Annotated in this window: 22 protein-coding genes; 10 read left to right on the forward strand and 12 right to left on the reverse strand. The window is 39.2% G+C overall.

Annotation, left to right across the window (positions count from 1 at the left end):
- Both N3I35_14270 and N3I35_14275 read left to right on the forward strand, forming a co-directional pair.
- Entirely contained in the window at window positions 1-693 is a 693-nt protein-coding gene (locus tag N3I35_14270) for a glycosyltransferase family 2 protein (GenBank protein ID MCX8131249.1), read from the forward strand.
- Window positions 694-711: 18 nt separating this feature from the next.
- On the forward strand, window positions 712-1,071 hold the full coding sequence (locus N3I35_14275; protein ID MCX8131250.1) for a DUF2304 domain-containing protein: 360 nt from the start codon (window positions 712-714) through the stop codon (window positions 1,069-1,071).
- A gap of 2 nt (window positions 1,072-1,073) precedes the next feature.
- Here N3I35_14275 and N3I35_14280 read toward each other — a convergent pair whose 3' ends face one another.
- The 9 genes from N3I35_14280 to N3I35_14320 all read right to left on the reverse strand — a co-directional run bounded on the left by N3I35_14280 (window position 1,074) and on the right by N3I35_14320 (window position 10,537).
- Window positions 1,074-2,453 (reverse strand): O-antigen ligase family protein, encoded by a 1,380-nt coding sequence (locus tag N3I35_14280; GenBank protein ID MCX8131251.1) that lies wholly within the window; start codon window positions 2,451-2,453, stop codon window positions 1,074-1,076.
- Window positions 2,454-2,466: 13 nt separating this feature from the next.
- On the reverse strand, window positions 2,467-2,994 hold the full coding sequence (locus N3I35_14285) for a hypothetical protein (protein MCX8131252.1): 528 nt from the start codon (window positions 2,992-2,994) through the stop codon (window positions 2,467-2,469).
- 11 nt (window positions 2,995-3,005) lie between these two features.
- On the reverse strand, window positions 3,006-3,497 hold the full coding sequence (locus N3I35_14290; protein ID MCX8131253.1) for a DUF4330 domain-containing protein: 492 nt from the start codon (window positions 3,495-3,497) through the stop codon (window positions 3,006-3,008).
- Between the two features lie 96 nt (window positions 3,498-3,593).
- Complete coding sequence (locus tag N3I35_14295; protein ID MCX8131254.1) at window positions 3,594-4,796, reverse strand: CDP-glycerol glycerophosphotransferase family protein; 1,203 nt, start codon at window positions 4,794-4,796, stop codon at window positions 3,594-3,596.
- Between the two features lie 28 nt (window positions 4,797-4,824).
- On the reverse strand, window positions 4,825-6,339 hold the full coding sequence (locus N3I35_14300) for an oligosaccharide flippase family protein (GenBank protein MCX8131255.1): 1,515 nt from the start codon (window positions 6,337-6,339) through the stop codon (window positions 4,825-4,827).
- Window positions 6,340-6,370: 31 nt separating this feature from the next.
- A complete protein-coding gene (locus N3I35_14305; GenBank protein ID MCX8131256.1) occupies window positions 6,371-7,042 on the reverse strand; it encodes a phosphocholine cytidylyltransferase family protein in 672 nt (223 codons plus the stop codon).
- A gap of 34 nt (window positions 7,043-7,076) precedes the next feature.
- Window positions 7,077-8,042 carry a glycosyltransferase family 2 protein gene (locus N3I35_14310; protein MCX8131257.1) on the reverse strand — a complete coding sequence of 322 codons (966 nt, stop codon included), beginning with the start codon at window positions 8,040-8,042 and terminating at the stop codon, window positions 7,077-7,079.
- 147 nt (window positions 8,043-8,189) lie between these two features.
- Window positions 8,190-9,290, reverse strand: coding sequence for an acyltransferase (locus tag N3I35_14315; protein MCX8131258.1), 1,101 nt, complete (start codon window positions 9,288-9,290; stop codon window positions 8,190-8,192).
- 170 nt (window positions 9,291-9,460) lie between these two features.
- Window positions 9,461-10,537, reverse strand: a complete 1,077-nt coding sequence (locus N3I35_14320) for a hypothetical protein (protein ID MCX8131259.1) — start codon at window positions 10,535-10,537, stop codon at window positions 9,461-9,463.
- A 375-nt stretch (window positions 10,538-10,912) separates the two neighbouring features.
- Here N3I35_14320 and N3I35_14325 point away from each other — a divergent pair, with 375 nt between their 5' ends.
- The 8 genes from N3I35_14325 to N3I35_14360 all read left to right on the forward strand — a co-directional run bounded on the left by N3I35_14325 (window position 10,913) and on the right by N3I35_14360 (window position 18,635).
- Window positions 10,913-11,440: an acetyltransferase gene (locus tag N3I35_14325; protein MCX8131260.1), complete on the forward strand. Its 528-nt coding sequence runs from the start codon at window positions 10,913-10,915 to the stop codon at window positions 11,438-11,440.
- Window positions 11,441-11,468: 28 nt separating this feature from the next.
- The gene (locus N3I35_14330) at window positions 11,469-12,101 is read left to right on the forward strand and encodes a hypothetical protein (GenBank protein MCX8131261.1); all 633 of its coding nucleotides are present in this window, start codon (window positions 11,469-11,471) and stop codon (window positions 12,099-12,101) included.
- 74 nt (window positions 12,102-12,175) lie between these two features.
- Window positions 12,176-13,738: an NAD(P)H-hydrate dehydratase gene (locus N3I35_14335; GenBank protein ID MCX8131262.1), complete on the forward strand. Its 1,563-nt coding sequence runs from the start codon at window positions 12,176-12,178 to the stop codon at window positions 13,736-13,738.
- A 76-nt stretch (window positions 13,739-13,814) separates the two neighbouring features.
- Window positions 13,815-14,270 carry a CBS domain-containing protein gene (locus N3I35_14340; GenBank protein ID MCX8131263.1) on the forward strand — a complete coding sequence of 152 codons (456 nt, stop codon included), beginning with the start codon at window positions 13,815-13,817 and terminating at the stop codon, window positions 14,268-14,270.
- A gap of 96 nt (window positions 14,271-14,366) precedes the next feature.
- Window positions 14,367-15,536, forward strand: coding sequence for an alanine racemase (gene alr, locus N3I35_14345; protein ID MCX8131264.1), 1,170 nt, complete (start codon window positions 14,367-14,369; stop codon window positions 15,534-15,536).
- 269 nt (window positions 15,537-15,805) lie between these two features.
- Window positions 15,806-16,084, forward strand: coding sequence for a ribbon-helix-helix protein, CopG family (locus N3I35_14350; protein MCX8131265.1), 279 nt, complete (start codon window positions 15,806-15,808; stop codon window positions 16,082-16,084).
- Window positions 16,084-16,434 (forward strand): type II toxin-antitoxin system PemK/MazF family toxin, encoded by a 351-nt coding sequence (locus tag N3I35_14355; protein ID MCX8131266.1) that lies wholly within the window; start codon window positions 16,084-16,086, stop codon window positions 16,432-16,434. The genes N3I35_14350 and N3I35_14355 overlap by 1 nt, the downstream gene beginning before the upstream one ends.
- 377 nt (window positions 16,435-16,811) lie before the next feature.
- Complete coding sequence (locus N3I35_14360; GenBank protein ID MCX8131267.1) at window positions 16,812-18,635, forward strand: FAD-dependent oxidoreductase; 1,824 nt, start codon at window positions 16,812-16,814, stop codon at window positions 18,633-18,635.
- 27 nt (window positions 18,636-18,662) lie between these two features.
- On the opposite strand, the gene N3I35_14365 is transcribed toward N3I35_14360, so the two are convergent.
- Genes N3I35_14365 through N3I35_14375 form a run of 3 tightly spaced genes read right to left on the reverse strand, consistent with a single transcriptional unit; the run spans window position 18,663 to window position 22,600 of the window.
- Entirely contained in the window at window positions 18,663-19,406 is a 744-nt protein-coding gene (locus N3I35_14365) for a WecB/TagA/CpsF family glycosyltransferase (GenBank protein ID MCX8131268.1), read from the reverse strand.
- 16 nt (window positions 19,407-19,422) lie between these two features.
- Window positions 19,423-21,651, reverse strand: a complete 2,229-nt coding sequence (csaB, locus tag N3I35_14370) for a polysaccharide pyruvyl transferase CsaB (GenBank protein MCX8131269.1) — start codon at window positions 21,649-21,651, stop codon at window positions 19,423-19,425.
- 10 nt (window positions 21,652-21,661) lie between these two features.
- Entirely contained in the window at window positions 21,662-22,600 is a 939-nt protein-coding gene (locus N3I35_14375) for an NAD-dependent epimerase/dehydratase family protein (GenBank protein ID MCX8131270.1), read from the reverse strand.
- Window positions 22,601-22,606 lie beyond the last annotated feature (6 nt).

Raw genomic sequence — 22,606 nt, forward strand, 5'->3', positions numbered from 1 at the left:
ATGAAGGTTTTGATTATTATTCCTGCATTTAATGAAGAGAAGAGCCTGACTAATCTGTTTAATGAACTGAATAGCAAATGTCCCCGGTATGATGTAGTGGTGGTCAATGATTGCTCTTTGGACAAAACCCGTAAGATTTGCAGGGATAATAATGTTGCGGTTATAGATTTACCGGTTAATCTCGGGATAGGCGGCGCAGTACAGGCCGGCTATAAATACGCCCTGTATAATGATTATGATGTCGCCATACAGGTTGACGGGGACGGGCAGCACAATCCGCAATATATAGATACTCTGGTTGGAGAGATAGGAAAGGGATTTAATTTATGTATAGGTTCGCGTTTTATAGAGAAGGAAGGATTTCAGTCCACATTTACAAGACGTGTGGGGATAAAGTATTTTTCAAAACTCATAAAACTGCTCACAGGCAAGCTGATTACTGATCCTACTTCAGGCTTCAGAGCTTGTGACAGGAAGGTGATAGAGTGCTTTGCCAGAGAATACCCCAGGGATTATCCCGAACCTGAAACCATTGTATTGGCTACGAGAAGAAATTTTAAAATATCGGAAGCACCGGTAATAATGAATGAAAGGGATGGGGGCAGGTCTTCCATTACCAGTATTAAGTCGATATACTATATGATAAAGGTAAGCCTGGCAATAATAGCTGCATCCTTTTCAAAAAGCAGGTAAAGGTACGGAGGGATTGTAATGAATAAGGTTTTACAGGTAATTCTGATTATTTCCTCTACTTTGTTCTTTGTTTTCATTTTTAACATGGTAAGAAATAAGAGACTGGAACTAAAATATGCTTTGACATGGATGCTTACAAGCTTCAGCTTTATTATATTATCCGTATTTCCGGAAGTGCTGTACTTTGTTTCGGCGGTACTCCATATCGAACTGCCGGTAAATACCCTGTTTTTGTCGGTTATATTCTTTCTTCTTGTAATAGTGTTTACATTAACAATTGCATTATCCAGAAATGCTAACAGGGTAAAGACCCTTACACAGGAAATAGGGATTTTGAAACTGAAGATAGAAAAGCTGTCTGAAGTGAATAAAGAGTGATGCTAAACAGCATCACTCTCTTTTAATGTACCTTTATTATTCATGTAAGCCAGAAACATTACAATACCTGCCATTACCCAGAAGTAAACCGCCATCATCGGAACCTCAAACACATTCTCCGCGGCACTGTGGACTAGAACTCCACACATACCTGCAAATGCGCCGTGGGCAATATTTACATACCGTGTATTCTTAAGATTTCTTATAGCTCTGATATTCCAGATAACTAAATTATATATAAGAACCAGAAATGCCGATAGTCCCACTATACCTGTTTCAACTGCTGTCTTAACGTAATAATTGTCCATATAGAAAGCACCCGGGATCTTGTTATTTACTGCTACTGCTCCGCCGAAACGTCCAAGGCCCATACCGAATAACGGATTTTGTTTCAGCATATACAAGCCTTCTATCCATCGCTTGACACGGCCGCCCTTTGAGCTGCTGACCATGTACTCCGGACTAATAAGGTATGCAATCCTGTCGGCTACTGAAGGAACAAGGAAGCTTATTATGACACCTCCTACAGCCATACCTGCCAGTGCCGGTATCAGCATACGCCTGTTTTTTACGAAAACATATACTATAAGTGCAAATATGAAGCCGATCCAGGCTGCTCTTGTAAAGGTAAAGACCAGACAAGCCAGCATTATAAGGGCTATAGCACCAAATAAAACCTTTTTCCCCAGTTTCTTTTCAAAAAACACGAGCGATATGCTTAAGGGTGTCAGAAGCACCATCAGGCTGGCTAGGGCGTTAGGATTACCCGCTATTGAAAACACCCTCGTGCGTACTGCCACTTCAGCCTTATCAACCCAATTTCCCGGCATTTCTACCCCTACTATATATTGATGTACACCATCAAGTCCAAGCAAGCCGCCTACGAATACCAACATGTATACGAGACGTTTAGCACCTGTAGGTGTCCTTAAAAGCTGTACAGTGACAAAAAACCATAGGAGATACTCAAAAACAGCTCTGAAGCCTTCCAAGCCTATTCTCATATCCGGAGAATTTACAAGCAGGAGTAGAATCCCAACCCCTATAAAGAAAATCAGTGGAAATTCCAGAGGTGTCCAGAAATAAGCTTTTTGCTTGCGGTATACCAGCCATTTATAAAACCACAGCATCACACATACAACAAATAGCAGTTCGTCCCAGTTGCCTCCCAGAAACGGAACCTGCATTACATACCTGAGGATAAAGTCAATAATAATATAGAAAGCAAGGAGGTAGGTGACTCTCTGATAATCAAGCAGGATCAGAACCCCCATGGAAACTGCAGCAATAATGCCTACAGGGAGAAGTACATGAGTAAATGCGCCTATTATTCCCAGCAATATTCCTGCTAAACCTATTAATATATAAAGTAACTTTTTCACAAGATATCACATCTCATTCCCAAATATAATGAAGTACTTTGTAAATTCTACTGCTCAGCACCCAGCCCTTTAAAGTCTTAACAGGAATAATCAATAACAGGCATATAATGCCTAAAACAGAAATATATAAAAGTCTTGCTGTATTCCAGGTGCCAAGAATTGAGGTTACCAAAGCATATACGCTAAGAAATGTAACCAGAGCTGTTAATAACAACGCATTCGGATTACTACCCGACTCTGTTTTTAGGGTATCAATCAAAGTTTTGACCTTGCTGGAATTTATTGCTGAAGCCAGCTTTGTATGGATTTTTCCGGCATGAATATCCAGCTTTTTACCCATAAAACTTAAGATTCTATAGAATACAGAGTTTTCTGCAAAAGACTTTCTGTTAAAATATCTGATTATTCCTTTATATATTGTACTGTTTTCAGTCCATCTACCCAAGGTTTCCATAAACCTGTTGAGACAACTTGACCGATAAACAAGAATAGACCATGAAATAAACCTGTATGCCAGGCTGTTTTCAATATAGGATCTCACAGGACACCCTCCTATTTCTCGACAACATCTCTGATAATTCCCGGTACATCTGCATTTTTTGTTTTTACAACAAATTGCTTAGCTATAGCTATATCCTGACTGCCCAGTTTTGTTATGGCAGAACCTGCATCCACAGTCATTTTGATTGTTATAAGGATATCCTTCGATATTGGTTTGGTTGCTATGATATATGATCCGTCCTCTTTTTTTACTTCTTCTATTGCAGGTTTATAGGATACGGATTCGATATACGCATTAACAGTATTTGTAAGTGACAGGAGCTGATCACCCTTTTTGAAGGCTTTAGCTACAGCTTCAGGTCTGGACAGGCACTCAACTGTAACAATAAGTTCTTTTGTTCCTGCATTGGGGGCGATATTAAGTTTGCTGCCCACCGTCTTATAACCAAGTACTCCAATAACCAGTAATAATAATGCTACTACTGCAAGGTCAATTATATTAATAACTCCAAACAGACGACCCTTTTCATCAAGAATTTTCATGTTATTTTCCTCCTGTAAGTATCAATGGTATTAAGAATTTAGTAATTCTATTTTCTTTTACATTTTACAATTCACTCTTTGTTTTGTCCATATCAATCATTTTGTTTTTTCTACGCACTGCATGATTCTTTCTGCCGAGCGGTTGTCCGTATACTGGTTAACCAGGCCGTTTACAAGCTTGCGCTCAGCTTTGTAATATTCTTTGTCCTGTAAACATTTCCTGAGACACTGTACATACTCATCAAAGGTTTTTGTTTTTGGTCCCGGCGTCCAGAAGTCATAATCTTCAAATATTAAGCCTCTGCCGCTTTTGTATGTATTCAGGTCACTGGTGACAAAAACTATCGGGCGGTCAAGGAGCAGATAATCGAAATATATTGAAGAATAATCGGTAACCAGCACATCAAATAATCCAAGAATATCGTACATGCTCACGGTGTTGGTATTAAAGGCATCTGATTTTACCAGCACTGAATTTTGCGGCAGATCCAGTTCAGAACCGCTGTACTGTTTTTCCTCAAACGGATGGAGCTTAATAACAAGCAGTGCATTATGTGATTTGAGCAGCTCATCCAGTTCATTCCTTTGATAATCAGGAAAGTTGAACACATTTTTGTCAAGCTTTTTTCCCTCTACCCTTCCCATACCGGCTCTGAAGGTAGGGCAATACAGTATAAGCTTATCATATGCATCCAGATTTTTACCGCAAACCCTGGAAAGTACAGCTCTGTCTTCAGGTGAGAAAAGCTTGTCATTTCGGGGCTGGCCTGTGATAACAACTTTTCTTGCATCTATATTGAAGCAGCTTGCCAGTGCATATCTCATTATTGGTGAAGTGGATATGAATATATCAGATTTTTTACTTACTGTTTTGAAGCCTTTTATATCTTTTTTTGTACAAAGATTGTCAATATAGCCCATAGATTTCAGAGGCATGCCGTGCCATAGGGTTATTAAAAACTGATTTGAAGACTTGATGGCGATATGCTGACTGTGTGTACAAGCAATATATCTGGAAGTTAAGAGGGCTTTTATCCCCTTCCATGACCAGGAATATTCACAGGTTATGTTTTCTCTGCTCAGCTTCTCAACAAGGCTCTTATCGCTAAAAAGCCATACAGGTTCATATTTTTCGGAGCCGGCAAGGTATTCCCAAAGGCCCTTCGCATTATCTGAGAAGTCGGGAAGGCTGCTGAGGACTATTTTATTATCTTGTTTTGGAACAAACTCATTCAATGTCCTCAAAAGTAAAATCCTGCTTTTATATATAATCCTGTTTAGTAATGTACTAATGCTCATAGTCTCTACTCCATATTACTATTTTACTTTATTTCCTTACAATTAACTGCTTTAGTTTCACTATATCACTTTTTGACAATCCGGCAATTAATACTATAGCATAGCTTGCTAAAACTGCCAGGCCTGCTTCGGCGATAAGGTAAAATCCGTCCAAATCAATAACCTGGTTTAAAGCAAGCGTAAGTACTACACTGAATACGGTTCCAGCTAGTACCTTGATTATGCCGGTATCAAAGGGCAATATGCCAAATTTGATTTTAACATATATTACTTTTACGATGTTGTATATAGCGAGACTTGAGGAAGAGGCAACAGCAGCGCCTGCCATACCATAGGCCGGTATCAGAGCTGCATTTAGCGTGATGCTCAGTACTGCAAGTATTATCTGTGTATACAAATCCATTTTATAGTGCTTGGAGAAACTTATTATGCCGCCGCACATTCCAGTTCCCACATTTATCAGCTGCCCTATTACTACTATGGAAAGAACCACAGCTCCGGAGGCATAGACGGAACCTTCTCCACCGCGGGCGGTACCCAGAAGGGAAAGCAAGGCTTTTGAGTATATAACGATCACTACGGCAACAGGAAGTGTTGCTATCAAAGACCATTTTTGTGTGAACTTGTATACGTTATCCAGCTCTGTGATATTGTTATCGCCGATGTACTTACCCATCAAAGGGTGTCCGATCATGGCGAGAGAGTTTCCGAATATTGCAATAGTTCCTCCTATAAGAACAGCGGTATTATACACCGCAAGCTGTGAATTGTCCGTAAACCAGTTGACCAGGATTCTATCCGCATAGGCAGCCAGCACGCTTGCTATTGCAGACACTGACATAATCAGACCATAAACATCCTGTTCAATGAACTTATTTCTGTTCAGATACTTTTTTAGTACGTTCCTGATTTTTATAGGTTTTATATACCTGTTTTTTGCGATGACATAAAATAGGACAAGATTTATTGCGATCAGCAGATATAAATAATAATGTATATAATTAATGACAGTCAGCCTGAAACGCAGGCAAATAAGGATCAAAAAGAAATTACCGCTTTTCAGTAAAGTATTTACTATGAATGACTGTGCCGATGTTTTATACCAGGCCCTTAGATAACTGCCTAGTATCTGCTGCAATCCGGTATTTACTATATAAAGGGGTATAACATAAAAATAAGTACCTATAAGTTGATTTTTTATAAGTATATTTACAAAAAAAGGTTTGAAAGCATAAATTAAAAGAATACATATGGCAGATACCAATATATTCTTTGTTATCTGATAAATAAAGAGGTCTGATGCTTCAGACTCCTTATCTCTGTTAATCCCGGGTATCACTCTTATGAAAATGTTGTTTATCCCAATGACAGTGATTGTAGATAGTATTGCCGTAGCATTGATAATAGCATTGAATAAACCTACATCTTCTACTGAAAAGGTTTTGGTGATAACCAGTATGCCAAGGAAGTTAAGGCACATTGCCGTAAAAAGTGCTATCAGGTTAAGTATTCCTTCCTTAAAAATCAGTTTATTTGCATTCATTGGTTTTCCTCTGTTTCAGAGCATCTGAATATTATTGTGTAAACAATTCAGTTGCTATCTTCCAGTCTTCTTCAAAGTCTACTTCAATACACTTGAAATTGGATATGTTTACTATGTTAAACTTCTTACCGTTATCTATAAGCATCTCTATACCCTTTTCAAAATAATCGTTATCGGAGCAGTTTTCAAGTGCAGATTTGAAGTTCTCTATATCCTCTTTTGAGATTTTGTTTATTCCTACAGCTTCTCCATGAGCATCTTGTACCTGTTTAGATATAGCTGTCAGCTGGTTTTTGTTATCTGCTTTATACTTGACTTCCTCTTCGCCGCATTTTGAGCTGTTGACAGCTATAGCATTTCCAGCCTGGTTTACCATATGTGCGATTATTTCTTCATCAAATATTACGTCTCCGTTTGTCCACAGTACATCGTCATTCATATCTCTGATAGCGCATAACAGACTTTTGGAGGTATTTGTAACATAATATACCGGGTTATATCTATAAAATACTTCAGGGAAGCTTTCCATTATCAGACCCATCTTAAAGCCTACAACAACATATATTTCATTTATTCCGTTTTTTCGGAGTATTCTTATTTGCCTTCCAAGAATAGTCTCACCATTCGGCAGTTTATTGAGTGATTTCGGGTATGGTTTTCCTAGCCTGGAACCAACCCCTGCTGCTAGTATTACTGCTTTCATATATTGCCTCCTTTTACTTGTATAAGACCTGTAATTATTTTCCTGACCGGGACAATGCTCTCAACAAAACAGGATGGGTAAGCAGTATCTTCTTAATAAGAAGCTTTGTTGAGTGAATTGTCATTACCGGTTTGTAATCTTTGACATATTTATACAATTCATCATTTATGAGGTCGCCAATAACTGCTTTTCGGTTTTTGATTTCTTCATATAGGCAGTGTATGGATACACCTGCAATCCTGTATGTGCTTAAAATATCAATCAGGACTTTCTTATCATAATGCGGTATGCTTATTTGCAGATCCAACCATTCTTTGAGCCTTTTCCAGACCAGGATTTCACGTGTTCTGTCCGGTGAAGCGGTCAGTGAATCGCTCCTCCTTCTGTACAGTGCAAGATAATCTTTAACGGCACATACTTCAACAAAATATGTGACTTTTGAGAAAAATTCTATATCCTCGGCCATACTGCAACCTTCGGTAAAAAATAACCCATTGTTGAGTATAAGATCTTTTTTGATAACCCATGTACTTGTCCAGCCTATTGCCTTATCCAGAAGCAGTTCTTTAAGGATTTTGCCCTCGTAAAACTTGCCCGGCATTTTCTTAAAAGGTTGACCGATGTTGAAAAACTCCCGGTATCCGCAGTAACATGCATCAAGACCTGTTGCATTAAGCATGGATATTTGTGCTTCAAGCTTTGTTTCCAGCCATAGATCGTCACTATCGAGAAATGCGATATATTCGCCAGTAGAATTTCTGATGCCTACATTCCTTGCACTTGAAACACCGCCGTTTTCCTTATATATATATTTTAAATTACTAAACCGGCTTTGCATTTTTTTTACTATATCCGCGCTTTTATCCCTGCTCGAATCGTCTATTACAACTACTTCAATATTCTTATAGGTTTGGTTTAAAACGCTTGTAAGAGTTTCTTCAATATACCTTTCCACATTATACATAGGAATTACGACAGAAACCAAAGGGTTAGACAGCATGTTGTTCCTCTCCGTTAAATGGCCATTTTTGACCATGCTAAGTATAGTTTAGCACTATGATATTCGTATGTCAAACATGTGCAGGATAGGGTCAAGCGGGAACCTGGAGATAACGAAAAGAGATATTCCTTTGCCAAATGACTTGTTCTATAGCTGTGTCGTATGAGAACCCTGGATCTTTGAATGAATACCCGGCGTTTTTTTACCCACACCCCCAAAAAGAGTGGCAAAAGGCGTGAGACTTATTACATAGGTGAATATGAGTGAAAGAGCTAGGGTAAGTAAAAACAAAAGTACCATTCCCGGATTATTTGCTAAAACAGAATTAAGTCCAAAACTGCGGAAGAATGTAATTATCAAGCTTAATACCAACATGTGGCTTAGATATAGTGTATATGATTGTGCAGATATCCAGCATATAGTATTCCTTAGTGCAGGTGTATCCGTTTGAAACCGCTGCAAGACAGAGTAAAAGGCGAAGAAGGATAAGAGACAATACAGCATGGTGCTGGGCTTTATTGAGGAAAACCCGGTTCCGGTAATTCTACTGTCGACCAAAAGAATAAAAAGACCTGCGAACCATAGTGCAATAAGTTGTATCCTGTTGTTCTTTATTCTAACCTTCACTTTTTCTGTGTTTTCTGATAAATACATGCCGAAAATGAAATAAAAAAGCCAGGTAGGGAAAAATATATAATAGGGAATAATGAACTTGGGAAGATGTACTGCTTTTAAAAGAGACATATATACTGCTGTTTGAAAAAACAGTGTTAGTAAAAAGCTGGAAGATATCAAAGCTTTAGGGTATTTTCCTAATAGTACTTTTAAAAATGGGTAAAGTAGGTACATCTGAATTATGATTATGACAAAGTATAGATGAGGGTATGCGGTTCCCCTGATTATATGTGTCAGTGACTCAACTAGAAACCCACTTTTATAGTAAACCGAAGAAAGGTTGCTTCTATTCTCGAAAAGTATATATATAATGCTCCACACCAGATAAGGAATAAGGATTTTCTTAAACCTTTTTGATAAAAAGTTTAGGTAGCTTAATTCTCTGTCTGCATTTGAAAAATGCAGGAGGAAGCCTGACAGCAGAATGAATATAGGAACAGCATAGCGTACGAGTTGGTTGCTGTAATAGGCAAAACTGCTGGTGGAGGAGTATATTGCGGTAACATGTATTATGATTACCGAAATTGCGGCAATTACCCTAATCTGATCGAATTCATATATTCTTCGGTTCATATATTTACTCCGGTAAAAACATTTGACTATGAAAAACCTGTGCTAGACTATATTAGAAAATTTAGCCAGGCAGACTGATTATAGCAAAAGTTTTTGCAGATGTCACTATAATATGTGAAATAGAAAACAGGTCTGTTGTATGTGATATTGTCGGAGATAAAGGGGAACAGTCACTTATATGAGAAGACATATCCGCCATGCCAGTACATTTTGCAGTCTTTTGGCAGGCTGAACTCCAAACCGTTGATGAGATTGAAATAACTCTTTCCACTGCCTTTTGTTGGTTTGAAGGAGAATGCATAAGGTTTGTCGCCAGATATATATTTCATTTTCCCCATGCCGTAGGTTGGGTCTATCCAGACTTCCAGCCTGTGTTTGCCATACGTTGCATTAATAATAAGCTTTTCAGCAGTAGGGTAATATCTATTTGCATGTTCAATTTTCGTAAGTAGCATATTTTCACTAGTGGTTTTGGTTTTCTCGATTCTGAAAGAAATATTTTGATTCCAGGGATTATTCTGAATCTGAAGTCCATAATACTTTTGAATTGATACATCCTCAAGAGCTTCGGTTTCAACGCGGACATCAATTCTACCGTTGTTAATTCCATAGTACACATTTTCAAGCAGAATCTCCCTATGCTGCTGCTTGGTATTATAGCCCTGTATCAGGTTTGTAACATGGATTTCAGCAGTATAGCATGGGATTACACCTTCGACAGCCTGATAACTTGAATCTGTTTTTACCTTTACAGATATAGTCCTTGCAGTAGGATTGCCCGTTTCGTTCCCATTTGAGCCGTGCCATCCCCCTGTGAAAGAGGGGCTGCCTGAATCACCGTTGTTCTTTGCACTTACTATGTAAGGACCTATGAAATCTGTATAGGCTTTCATAAAAGTTACTGTTTTTCTGCTAAAATCCGGATCAACACCGGTTTTCATATTAGGAGCCAGATAGATTGCACTGATAGACATTATTGAGTTTATACCGCACTTTTTGAACTCAATCCACATATCGTCGGTTTCATTGTATTTGAAGACAAATAACAATTTTTCTACCGGTGATTTTTCCAGTTTTGCATACAAATCAAACGATTGAGACCTGGTATCCTCAAACTTTGTTTCAAATGAAGGATTTTCACTAATATGGGAATTATCCTGAATGATGTAATTTATACAGGATGAAAATGACAGGATACAAGATATAAAAATAGTGATTGTCAATAAGATAAGGCTTTTTAGGTACATACTAAAACTCTTCTCCGGCTGAGTACTTATTCTATAATAATTGATTACTCCGAAAACTATTCATGTAGGAAATCATTTGCCTGACCTTTTTATACATTATACGACATAAAATGATACAGGATTTATCATAAATATGCAAGTAGCGGCACTATGGCTGAGCTGGTAATAAAAACAAGTCAATGGTATAATATTAATACAATTTATTGTGTTGTACCGGCTGAATTTTATTCCTGGGACCAGATGTGCGGATGTTGGATATAGCTGAACAACAATTGCCATGTAATCATAGGCCGGAACAAATCAAACCGGCACGGCAGGTTAATCAACCGGCAAAGAGATAATTTGAAAGTACAAAAGGTTCACAATGGAGGATTTATGAAAAGAATAATGTACTACATCTGTCTGATACTGTATTATTTCGTTGCACGGCATCTTCCAGGATCCGATACCGTGTACAGTCTGGGTTCAAAGAAAATCAGAAGGGGCATATGCAAGCAGTTATTCAGAAAAACAGGCAAAAACATAAATATAGAGCACGGTGCTTTTTTTGGATCGGGAAGGGATATAGAAATCGGGGATAATTCCGGGCTTGGCGTGAACTGCAGGGTTTCAGGCCCTTTAAAAATAGGAGATAATGTAATGATGGGGCCTGATGTTATGATATATACACAAAACCACAATTTTGACAGGACTGACATTCCTATGAACAGTCAGGGTAATTCTCCAAAAAGGGATGTGGTGATAGGTAATGATGTCTGGATAGGAGCCAGATCTATCATACTTCCAGGGGTAAAAATAGGGGAAGGGGCTATTGTTGCTGCAGGTGCCGTTGTTACAAAGGATGTAGAACCTTACAGTATTGTAGGAGGAAATCCTGCCAGAATAATAAAGTTTAGAAAATAGAGCAATATTTTGAATCAGGGGGAAGTATATGTTTAAAATGTTTAAAAAAGCTGCCCATGCCAGTAAGCGTAATTTTGACAGAAAAGTTTTGAGAAAAAACGATATCTCCATTTTAATCTTGGACGAAAGATGGAACAAGCTTTTTGTAAATACTGAAAAAACTCCTGAAATCTTCAAATGTGAGGAAAAGCTAAAAGAATTATTAAAGGAACAAGCCAGACTTACGGCTGAAACCAAGGAAATAGCCCTGCGCAAAAAAAACTGTATTGAAAGGATAATGCAGCTTACTACGGAAGCTTACGAAAAGAATAATGAAGAAGCGAAAAATGAAATGCAGGAATGTGAAAAGGAAATAAAAAGAATAAATGAACGTATGATAGAGATAGAAGAGGGATTGGATAATATTCCTGATTTGATAAAAGAAGCAAATCTTGAGCTGCTTGAACACACTGTCAATATAGTATACTTTAAAATGCGTTCGAACCAGCTAAGGGTGAAGGAACTTGAACAGCTGATTGAAGAGGCGCGTAAAAATCTACAGGAATACATAGATGAAAAAGGAACCATATCCGAGGATGACACGGATATATATTCCTACTTTCATGATTTGCTTGGAGGAGAGGAACTGGAAAAACTGGACAAGGAATTCTTTAGCCAGTAACATGCCAGGGCTGGTCGATTTATTCATTGATGAGTAATATGTCGAACGATGTATAGAGTGGAGAGTTGAAGCTTATGAAAGTTGTTACACCAAAACAGATGAGTGATATTGATAATGCAGCCATAACCAAAATCGGTATCCCTGGTGTTGTTTTGATGGAGAATGCAGCATTGAGGGTTGTTGAAGAAATCCTAAAGGAACTTGTGACTGTAAAGGATAGGAAAATCCTCGTTTTTGCCGGAAAAGGAAATAATGGAGGAGATGCTTTTGCAGTTGCCAGGCATTTGTTTAATAAAGGTGCGCTGGTGAAAGTATATATACTGGCTGAAAAGGAAAGTATCACTAAGGATGCGGGGATCAACCTCAGCATCATCGATAAAATGGGAGTTGATACAGCTGAAGTAACTGATGCGAGTGATACGGAAGATATAAAGACAGAGTTGGAGCGTGCGGATATTGTAATAGATGGTATTTTCGGGACAGGCCTGAAGGGAGAAGTAAAAGGTACAGCAAAGAAAATAATTGAACTGATAAACAGCTCAAAAAGGACAGTGATCGCTATAGACACACCTTCAGGTGTTTGTGGAACAACAGGGAATGTCCTGGGTGCAGGTATAAAAGCAGACAAAACTGTAACCTTTGCGCTGCCAAAGCTGGGGCTTATAGTTCATCCTGCGGATGGACACGTGGGAGAATTGGTGGTTGCAGACATAGGAATGCCTGAAAAAGCAATTGCAGACATTGATATCAAAACACATCTGCTTGATAGAAGCTTTATTTCCGGTCTTATACCGAAAAGGGCTGTGGAAAGCAACAAAGGGGATTATGGGAGGGTATTGATTCTGAGCGGTTCTACAGGTATGACGGGAGCCGGAATCTTAAGTGCGGGTGCGGCATTACGTACAGGGGCCGGACTTGTATACCTGGGAGTTCCTGCTTTGCTGGCATCAATTTATGACGCTGCTCTTATAGAAGCTGTTATCGTACCACTGGAGGACGAGGGCAAAGGTATACTTTCTCAAAGCAGTGCGGCACATGTTCTGGGCAAACTTCAGAGAATGTCTGCTGTTGCAGTAGGGCCGGGGCTTTCTACCGGGGAAGGAGTGCATGAGATTGTTCGAAATGTGGTTTGCCACGCCCAAGTACCGGTTATTCTTGATGCAGATGCACTGAATGTGCTTGCAGGAGATATTTCCTTACTTGCTAACCTGAGAGCAGATGCAGTATTGACTCCTCATCCGGGTGAAATGTCCAGGTTGACAGGTATAAGCATAGATGAAATACAGAAAGACCGGATCGGGGTTTCCAGGGAGTTTGCTTGTAAATGGAAGGTGACTCTGGTACTGAAGGGTTCGAAGACAGTAATAGCATTTCCTGATGGGAACATATTCATCAATACCACAGGGAATTCAGGTATGGCCACAGCAGGAACAGGCGATGTATTGACCGGCATAATAGCAAGCTTTGTAGGACAAGGACTGACTGCAGCGAATGCAGCAATTGCTGGGGTATATTTACATGGACTCGCAGGAGATAATGCGGCTAGAATAAAAGGTGAACATGGGCTTGTCGCAGGCGATCTGGTAGAAGAATTACCTTATGCAATCAAGCAATTGTCCGAAGGCGCTGGAAGTTAAGATTATTCCGTTTTCTTTTCTCCGGTTATCCATATCGGATACAGGGCATACTATGAAAAATAAGGGGTGTATGTTTATGAAAGCAAAAGAAATAATGTCTTCTAATGTTGTTACCGTAAAAACCGATGCTACTATCGGGGAAATTGCACACATACTTACTGACAACAATATCAGCGGAGTGCCAGTTGTTAATGAAAAATATGAAATTGTGGGTATTGTAACTGAGAAGGATTTGTTATATAAAGATGTAGAGCCGCATTTTCCACCTGTTGTAGAATTGCTTGGAGGAATGATTTTCCTTAAAAGTGTAAAACACTACAATGAAGAGTTGCGCAAGCTTGTAGCAACCAGGGCTGAAGATATTATGACAAAGCATGTTGTTACTGTAGATGAGGAAACGGTAGTAGAAAGAGTAGCTGAACTGATGACAGAGAAAGATATAAACAGGGTTCCGGTAGTCAGTAAAGGAAAACTTGTGGGTATTATAAGCAGGGCGGATATAGTGAGGTATATAGCTAAAACACTTGAATAGACACCTTCGGTTCCGGCTATAGGTTATTGGCTATGGGTAATTCCCTGTTGACCGGTACCTGCTGTAAAATGCTTGCGACCGACGGGGGGAGGTCAAATGGATTATAAGTTTAACAGGTCATGGGCGGAGGTAAATCTTGATAATATTGCCCATAATGTCCGTGAAATAAGAAGGATCACAAATAAAAAGGCTGAGATAATGGGAGTTGTCAAGGCAGATGCGTACGGCCACGGGGTAATGGAGGTGGCAAGGACACTTTTAGGTAACGGTGTTACCCGGCTGGCGGTGTCTATGCTGGATGAGGCTATCCAGCTGAGAAAAAACGGTATTAGCGTACCCATACTTATACTTAGCTATACAGATCCACGAAGGGCTGAAGAAATAATCCGGCATGATGTTACACAGACGGTATTCAGCCAGGACTTGGCAAAAGCACTTTCTGATGCTGCTGTAAAGCTTGAGAGAAATGTAAAGATCCATATAAAAATTGATACCGGTATGACAAGGGTTGGCTTTATGCCCGGGTATAGTGCCATAAAAAATGTTGTAGAAATCAGTAAACTGCCCGGAATAATAATTGAGGGGCTGTTTACACACTTTGCTTCAGCGGATGAAAGTGACAAAAGCTACACACATATGCAGTTTGAGAAATTTATGAGCATATGCAATGAATTAAGCAGGATCGGACTATATATACCGGTAAAGCATGTAGCAAACAGCGCAGCGATTATAGAGTTTCCCGAGATGCATCTTGATATGGTAAGACCCGGTATAATCCTGTACGGTATGTATCCATCCAGTGAAGTTGATGCGGCAAGAATCCATTTAAAGCCCGCTATGACCCTAAAAGCAAATGTTATACTTGTGAAAGAGGTGGAGAGAGACACGAGTATAAGTTACGGAAGAATATTTACTACACAGAGGGAGAGCAAAATAGCCACAATACCGATAGGATATGCGGATGGATTTACAAGACTTATGACTAACAAGGCAAAGGTACTGATAAATGGCGAATTGGCGCCTGTTGTAGGCAAAATTTGTATGGATCAGTGTATGGCAGATATAACAGATACATGTAAAGAGGTATGTGTCGGAGATGAGGTAGTCATATTCGGCAGGCAGGGCGAACAGGAAATCAAAGTGGAAGATCTGGCTGCAGCTATAGGTACGATAAACTATGAGGTGGTTTGTCTGATAGGTAAAAGAGTACCTAGATTCTATCTTCAGGGCGGTAAGATTTCAAACGTATTGAATTACTTGATTTGAACGGGTTAAAGGTACTGAAACCATTAAAAATAGTACTGGCAATATTTACATGCAGCTTTAATACTATAGTAATAAAATCTTAATTTGACCCATATCTTAAGGAGGTTATATAATCAGTATATATGCCTTAAATAAAAAACACTATTCAATTCATCATTATAATGTGGAAGTATTTGTTTCAAATTTATACATTTTTGTCCTTCATCTTGAGAAGTATAATATATAGATATATTGATTCGCAGCCCGAATGAAGGAATGGGGGTATTATTTTGGCGGAATTAAGAAAAATAATTATTAGTCTTCCGGATAATTTGCTGAAAGAAGTAGATTATATCGTTTCCGAAGCAAAAAGTAACAGAAGTAAATTCGTTCGGGAAGCAATGAAGCTTTATATTAGAGAGATACGAAAGATCGAAATGAGGGATAGGATGAAACGGGGCTATCAGGAGATGGCTGAGATAAACATCAGACTAGCGGAAATGTGCGTGGAAGCAGATAACGATCAGCAAAAAAAATATGAAGAAAGGCTTGAGGAGATGGATAGATAGTGGTGATAAAAAGAGGAGACATTTTTTACGCAGACCTCAGTCCGGTTGTGGGTTCTGAACAAGGAGGCGTCAGGCCTGTACTTATTGTTCAGAATGATACCGGAAACAAGTATAGTCCTACAGTTATAGCAGCGGCTATTACATCACAGATTAATAAGGCTAAACTGCCTACTCATATAGAGATAAGCGCGCAGGAATACGGATTGATGAAGGATTCGGTCATTCTCCTGGAGCAGATAAGAACCATAGATAAGCAGAGATTAAGAGAAAAAATAGGACATCTGGATGATGAACTTATGGATAAGGTTAACGAAGCGTTAAGTATAAGTTTTGGCCTTATAGATGTATAAAAGCATTTTTTTGTTACGGATATACCGGGCGCAATGGATAAAACAAATAATATACCTGACTTACTGTATTAATAGAAAGTACATATGGATAAATTTGAATAGATACATATTGATAAATGCTGTTTAGCTTATTTTGAGAGAAAATTGTACAAGCCCATATTTCTTGTATAGGAGTTCCTAAATGTAAAATTTAAGATAATAGCCTGAGTGAATATAGCGATGAGTACCTGGAGGTTTTGCCTGAAAAACGGTGAAACCTCTTTAACATTATGTTATGAAAAAAGTGAAATAATCCGAATTAGATAATAGAGATCCAACCAACTAGCACAACGGGTTAATTTAGTGAACAGCACATCAAGTTAATTTTCGGGGGTTTTATGAAGAAGGAATTTACTTTCAGGTTGGCAATAGTATGCTTAATAGTAATACTTATATATGAGTTTGGGATAGGCCCGACAATTGGCGGCAATAAGAAGAACAGTGAATGGGCTAAGGGAAAGATTACTGCCGAACAGGGAATGTATGACGTAGTAGTAGTAGGGGAAGAGCCGGAGGGTATAGCTGCAGCTGTTTCCGCTGCAAGAGCCGGAGCCAAAACCCTTCTGGCGGCACAAAGCGACAACCTTGGAGGTGTTATAGCACAAAGCCTTCTTACCGACTTGGAAACAAGTCAGGGCCCGAAAGGGGAACTGCTTAACAAAGGCTTCTATTCCGAGCTTTATAGCAGGCTTGGCAAGAATTTTACAACAGCAAGGTATCTCAGTGTAGTTAACAGTATAACTAATAAAGAGAAGAACCTGGAGATATTATACAGTGTTAAAGTTCAGGCACCTGTTCTTGAAGATAATATTATAAAGGGCGTAAGTACGGTCATAGATGGTAAAAGGCGTGATTTATCAGGTAAAATTTTTATTGATGCTACAAGAGAAGGAGATTTGCTGACTGCCTGTGGAGTGCCTTATTTCAAAGGCTCTGAAGATCTAAATCTAAAGAAAAGCTTTTCGCCTGCATATCTGAATTTTGTAGTGGAAGGAATAAGTTCTTCACAGATTTCACAAGTAAAGAAACTACCTGAGTTTTTTTCTAAAATTCATAAATATCAGATATCACAGATAAATGCAGTAATAAAAAATATTGATATAACTCCTCATGGAAGCAATAAGGCGGTAATCAGAGGTATTGAGGTATGGGGGGTTAATGCAGACGACAAAAAGGCTGTTGACGCTGTTTACAGGGAAGCGGCAAATGAAGCTTCAATTTTTACGGACTTCCTGAAAAAAGAATTTAAAGAGTTTGAGGGAATAAAGTTTTTAGGAGCCGCAAATAGAATGTATATGAGAGAATCCACTCATTTCATAGGGGAATATATGCTTAGTGTAAACGACATACTTGATAACAGGGATTTTAGTGACAAAATTGCAGTCGGCTCACATCCTGTAGATGCGAGCAAGTTCGTCAGAGGAAGCAGCTATATCATCGGCAAGCCTGTTATTTACTCTATTCCCTTAGGTTGTATCGTGCCTCTTAAAGTAGACAATTTGCTTATGGTCGGCAGCAAAGCATCATTTTCGTCCCTGGCTGCGTCCAGCGCAGGAGTTTTGAGCGTAGGAATAGCCATGGGGCAAGCAGCAGGTATAATATCTGTATATTCGATTATAAAGGATATTGCACCAAGAGATCTGGTAAGACAGAAAAATGCGGACATAGAGAAGGAAATCCAAAATCTGTTGAAGGAGCAGGGACTATATCTGCCTAAACAGGAATCAAAATCTAAAAATCAGGACGAATGGTCATATCCTTACATAAGGCAGTTGATTAATCTGGGCTTAATAGCAGGGGGAACGGAAAACGACTTCAGAACGGAAAAGCCTGCAAGTCAAGAAGAGTTTGCAATGCTCCTGCTAAACGGGATATATAGGCTTGCCCCCGAAAAATACTCATTAGAGCTGGACGCAAGAATCAGAAAGTATTTTAAACAAAACAGTCTATCCAAGGAAAAAGCAGGAGAAGTACTGCTGGCACTCTATAATAAAAGCTTCAAAGCAGGATATGCATATATTGAAGCTTGTAAATACGGATATATAGATAATATCATGCAGCAGCGCCTGAAGAAAAACAGTGAAATAAGGATGGAAGATGTTTTTTACTTAAGTTGCTATAACATTAAGAAGTTTACAGGAAAGAGGATATTAGAAGAATAGAGACAGGGGATGGTTCCCTATCTCTGTTTATTTGATTTTATATAATCCCAAACGTGCGAATACGGCGTAAATGACAAATTTGGGCAGCTTTAGCATCCGCTTGAAACGCCAGGGCTCTTTATACAATCTGTATAGCCACTCCAAGCCATTATTCCGGAAAAAGTCCGGAGCAAGACTTGCTTTGCCTGCATATATGTCAAGACTTCCGCCTACACCTATACATATCTTGACATTCAGTATGTCTTTATGCTCATAAATCCACTTTTCCTGCTTCGGAGCGCCAAGTGCGACCAACAAGATATCAGCTTCCGAAGAATTGATCTGATTTACTATATCAGGATCTTCATCCTTTGAGAAATAACCGTTTCTACAGCCTACGACCTCAATCCCGGGATATTGCGATTTAAGCCTTTCAGCAGCTTCTTCAGCTACACCGGGTTTACCCCCGAAAAAGAAATACCTGATTTTTCTGTCTAAGGCAATACTGAAGGAGTTCCTAGTGAGGTCTATCCCGGATACCTTTTCCGGTACCTTCCTGGCCAGGATTTTGGAAGCCAGTACTACCCCGGCTCCGTCAGCTACAAGCATATCGGCTTCATTTAGTATGTTTCTCAGATACAGGTCCTTTTGTGCATCCATTATTATTTCTGCATTTGGAGTATATATAGTATGGAGTTTGTTTTTTGAGATAAATGACTTCACTATATCTACCGCCTGATGCATTGTTACGCTATCAATTTTTATCCCCATTATGTTTTGTGTATTTCTCATATTTTTCTACCCCTTTTTATCTATCCGGAGTGCTTTCTATCAAATCAACAGCGATACGGGCATTTTCAAATGCTTTTTCCTTTAATTGGGAGGTCACTGCATACAGGGTATTTCTTATTGATTCCTTGTTTCCCCATACCTCATTCATCACTGCCGTAAGCCTTTCAAAGCTCAAGTCCTGTACATGCCCTGCTGAAGCCTGATGAAAATATTCCAGAAACCCTTCAACCTTTGTATCGTAAACAAGACCCACTACTGGTATACCCAGATTAGCTGCGTAGATAAGAGAATGCAGCCTCATTCCCACAAGCATTTCCATCCTGCTGATGATACCGATAATGTCATTTACTTCATACCTTCCCCTTATTATATATCCCTTGTACTTCATTTTGGACACTATACTTTCCAAAACCACGAGATCTATAGGCTGCATAGGTATAAACAGGGGAACAGCGCTATATTTCTCTACCGTATAGTCGGCAGCTTTTGCTATGATAGCTTCATCATAAGTGATATTGCTTTCGATTATACGTGCGGAAAAGCCTATGAATGGCCCTGTTTCCTTTATTCCTTCAGACTCCAATATAGCATCTACCTCATTTTTAGGCGCTGCCTCTACAGTCAGGGCGGGATCTGCAGTAACTACTATTCTTGGCTTGCTTACACGCAGATTTTCTAATTCCTGCATTGATAAATCTTCTCTGAGCGTAATTACATCAACCTGATTAAGAACGCTTCGCGTCAATATTTTATTAATGCTCTTGTTTATAGGGCCGATTCCGTTAGCATACACCATGACTTTTGCGCCCATTTTTTTTGCAAGCCAGGTTACTCCAAGGTAGTAAAGCAGAGAACGTGTGCTTGTACCGTCCTGCATCAGATTTCCGCCACCGTTAATAAACAGCTTGGATCGTTTCATTATTGACAGGGCCTTATACAGGTTCAGCCTGTTAATTGAATCGACATTATTATGCTTACCGGTTTCTACCGGACTCTTTGACAAAACGACGATTTTAACATCATCTTTATAAGTTTTCAAATTATTTATGATAGCCATAAGTATTGCATCGTCGCCGCTGTTCTTAAAGCCGTAATACCCTGACAGAATTACATCGTAGCTGTTTTTTGCCTGTTTTGTTCTTGAAATCGTATCATATATCCGGAGCTGGGTTTTGCACATACTGCTCATTGAGAATATGTCCTTTGCCTTAACGTAAATCCTTTCACCTATCTCTCTTCTTTTTGCAGTGTTCCTCGATAGCTCCACTATATATTCTGAAAGCTTCAGATAGTCCCCCGGTGCAAATAAGAATCCGTTTTCCCCACTGTCGATAAGATCGGGAATGCCGCCTACCCTGCTGCTTACAGTAGCTTTTTTCAGTAAAGCGCCCTCAAGTATGGAGTATGGAAACCCTTCACTTACGGAAGAAAGCACATTTATATCAATAGCATTCAGGAAGTTGAATGATTCCTTTATATAGCCAAGGAAGAAAATATTACCGGTTAGGCCTTCGGAAGTTACCATTTGTTCCAGTGCTTTCCTCTCATCTCCATCTCCTGCTATTAAGAATTTTATGTTTGAGTTTTTTTCTATTACTTCTTTTGCCGCCTGGATGAATATTTTTACTCCCTTAACAGGGGTGAGCCGTGCAAGTATGCCTACGAGTACATCATCCTTGCCGACGGGCAGGCCAAACTTGCCGACAAATTCTTCTCTTGAGCAGACGACAGGCTGATTGTCAAAATCAATCCCATTAGGGATTGTAAATAATTTGCTTGGCATAAATTTTCTTTCAATAAGCGTCTCTTTAATATTCTTCGAAACACAGGTATAATAATCTATAAAGCGAAGAGCAACGGTATTTATAATACCGAAGCTGTACCTTCTTACAGCGCTATGCATATAGTCAAGTTTATAGTCACTGTGGACTGTTGTTACAACAGGGAGTCTGGTAAACATTTTGGCAAGTACAGCAATCATGTTTGCCTTTGCTCCGTGTGAATGTATTATCTGGTAGTTTTCTTTCCTTATTAAGCTGACAACATGCTTTATATCAGTGAATATATTTCCGGTGCGGATTATTTCCGTATTAATACCCATATCCTGGGCCTCTTCAGCAAATGCCCCAGGACGGAAGCTTACCAGCTTTACATCTATATGTTTTCCAAGATTCTTAACCAGAGACACGACATGGGTTTTTGCTCCCCCAATATCTCCGCCGCCGGTTAAATGAAGTACTTTCATATATATCTCCTCACTGTTTTTTCATCCACTGGACCAAATTTTGCAATCCCTCATATACCTTTACTTTTGGCATATACCCTAATATCTTTCCGGCGTTTGATATATCAGCCGCAGAAAATCTTACATCACCTATTCTTTCCTTTTCATACTTAACGGAAAAGCTGGTCCCCAGAATTTTATTGAGCATTTCTACCAGCTCCTTCAGTGTAATGCTTTCACCACAGCCGATATTAATTATTTCAGGTTTTCCTGGCCATTTGCATTTACAGGCAAGCAAGTTTGCTTCAACTATGTTGTCAATATAGACAAAATCCCGTGTTGTGAGGCCGTCTCCGAAAATAACCGGTTGTATGCCATTCAGCATTTGGGATGTAAAAATTGAAATGACACCTGAATAGAAAGATTTCGGATCCTGTTTCGGGCCAAAAACGTTAAAATATCTCAACGAAAATACTTCCAGTCCATATACGTTAAAGAATGCTTTGCCGTAGTATTCCTGAGTGAGCTTTGCCACCGCGTAAGGGGAAATAGGATCAGGCAGCATGTCCTCTTTGTTTGGTACCCCTGAAGAGTTACCGTAAGCAGCAGCAGAAACAGCCTGGACAATTCTTTTTACAGTCTTGCTTTCAACAGAAGCTTTAAATAAGTTTAAAGTAGCGGTTACTATACTTTCATTTACTGAAACCGGGTCTTCTATTGATAGTACAACGGATGGCAGTGCTGCATGGTGCATTATGTAATCGACTCCGGTTACTGCTTTTTGAGCTGTTTTATAATCAGATATGTCACCGCATATGAATTCTATATCATTTATAAATTCCCGAATATTTTCAAATTTTCCTGTTGAGAGATTATCTACAACTCTTACCTTATGACCATCATTCAGTAGTCTTTCAACAATATTGGAGCCTATAAAGCCTGCTCCACCTGTAACAAGATACTTATCCATAGTTGT

The sequence above is a fragment of the Clostridia bacterium genome (genome assembly GCA_026414765.1).
Classification (GTDB): domain Bacteria; phylum Bacillota; class Clostridia; order Acetivibrionales; family DSM-27016; genus SKW86.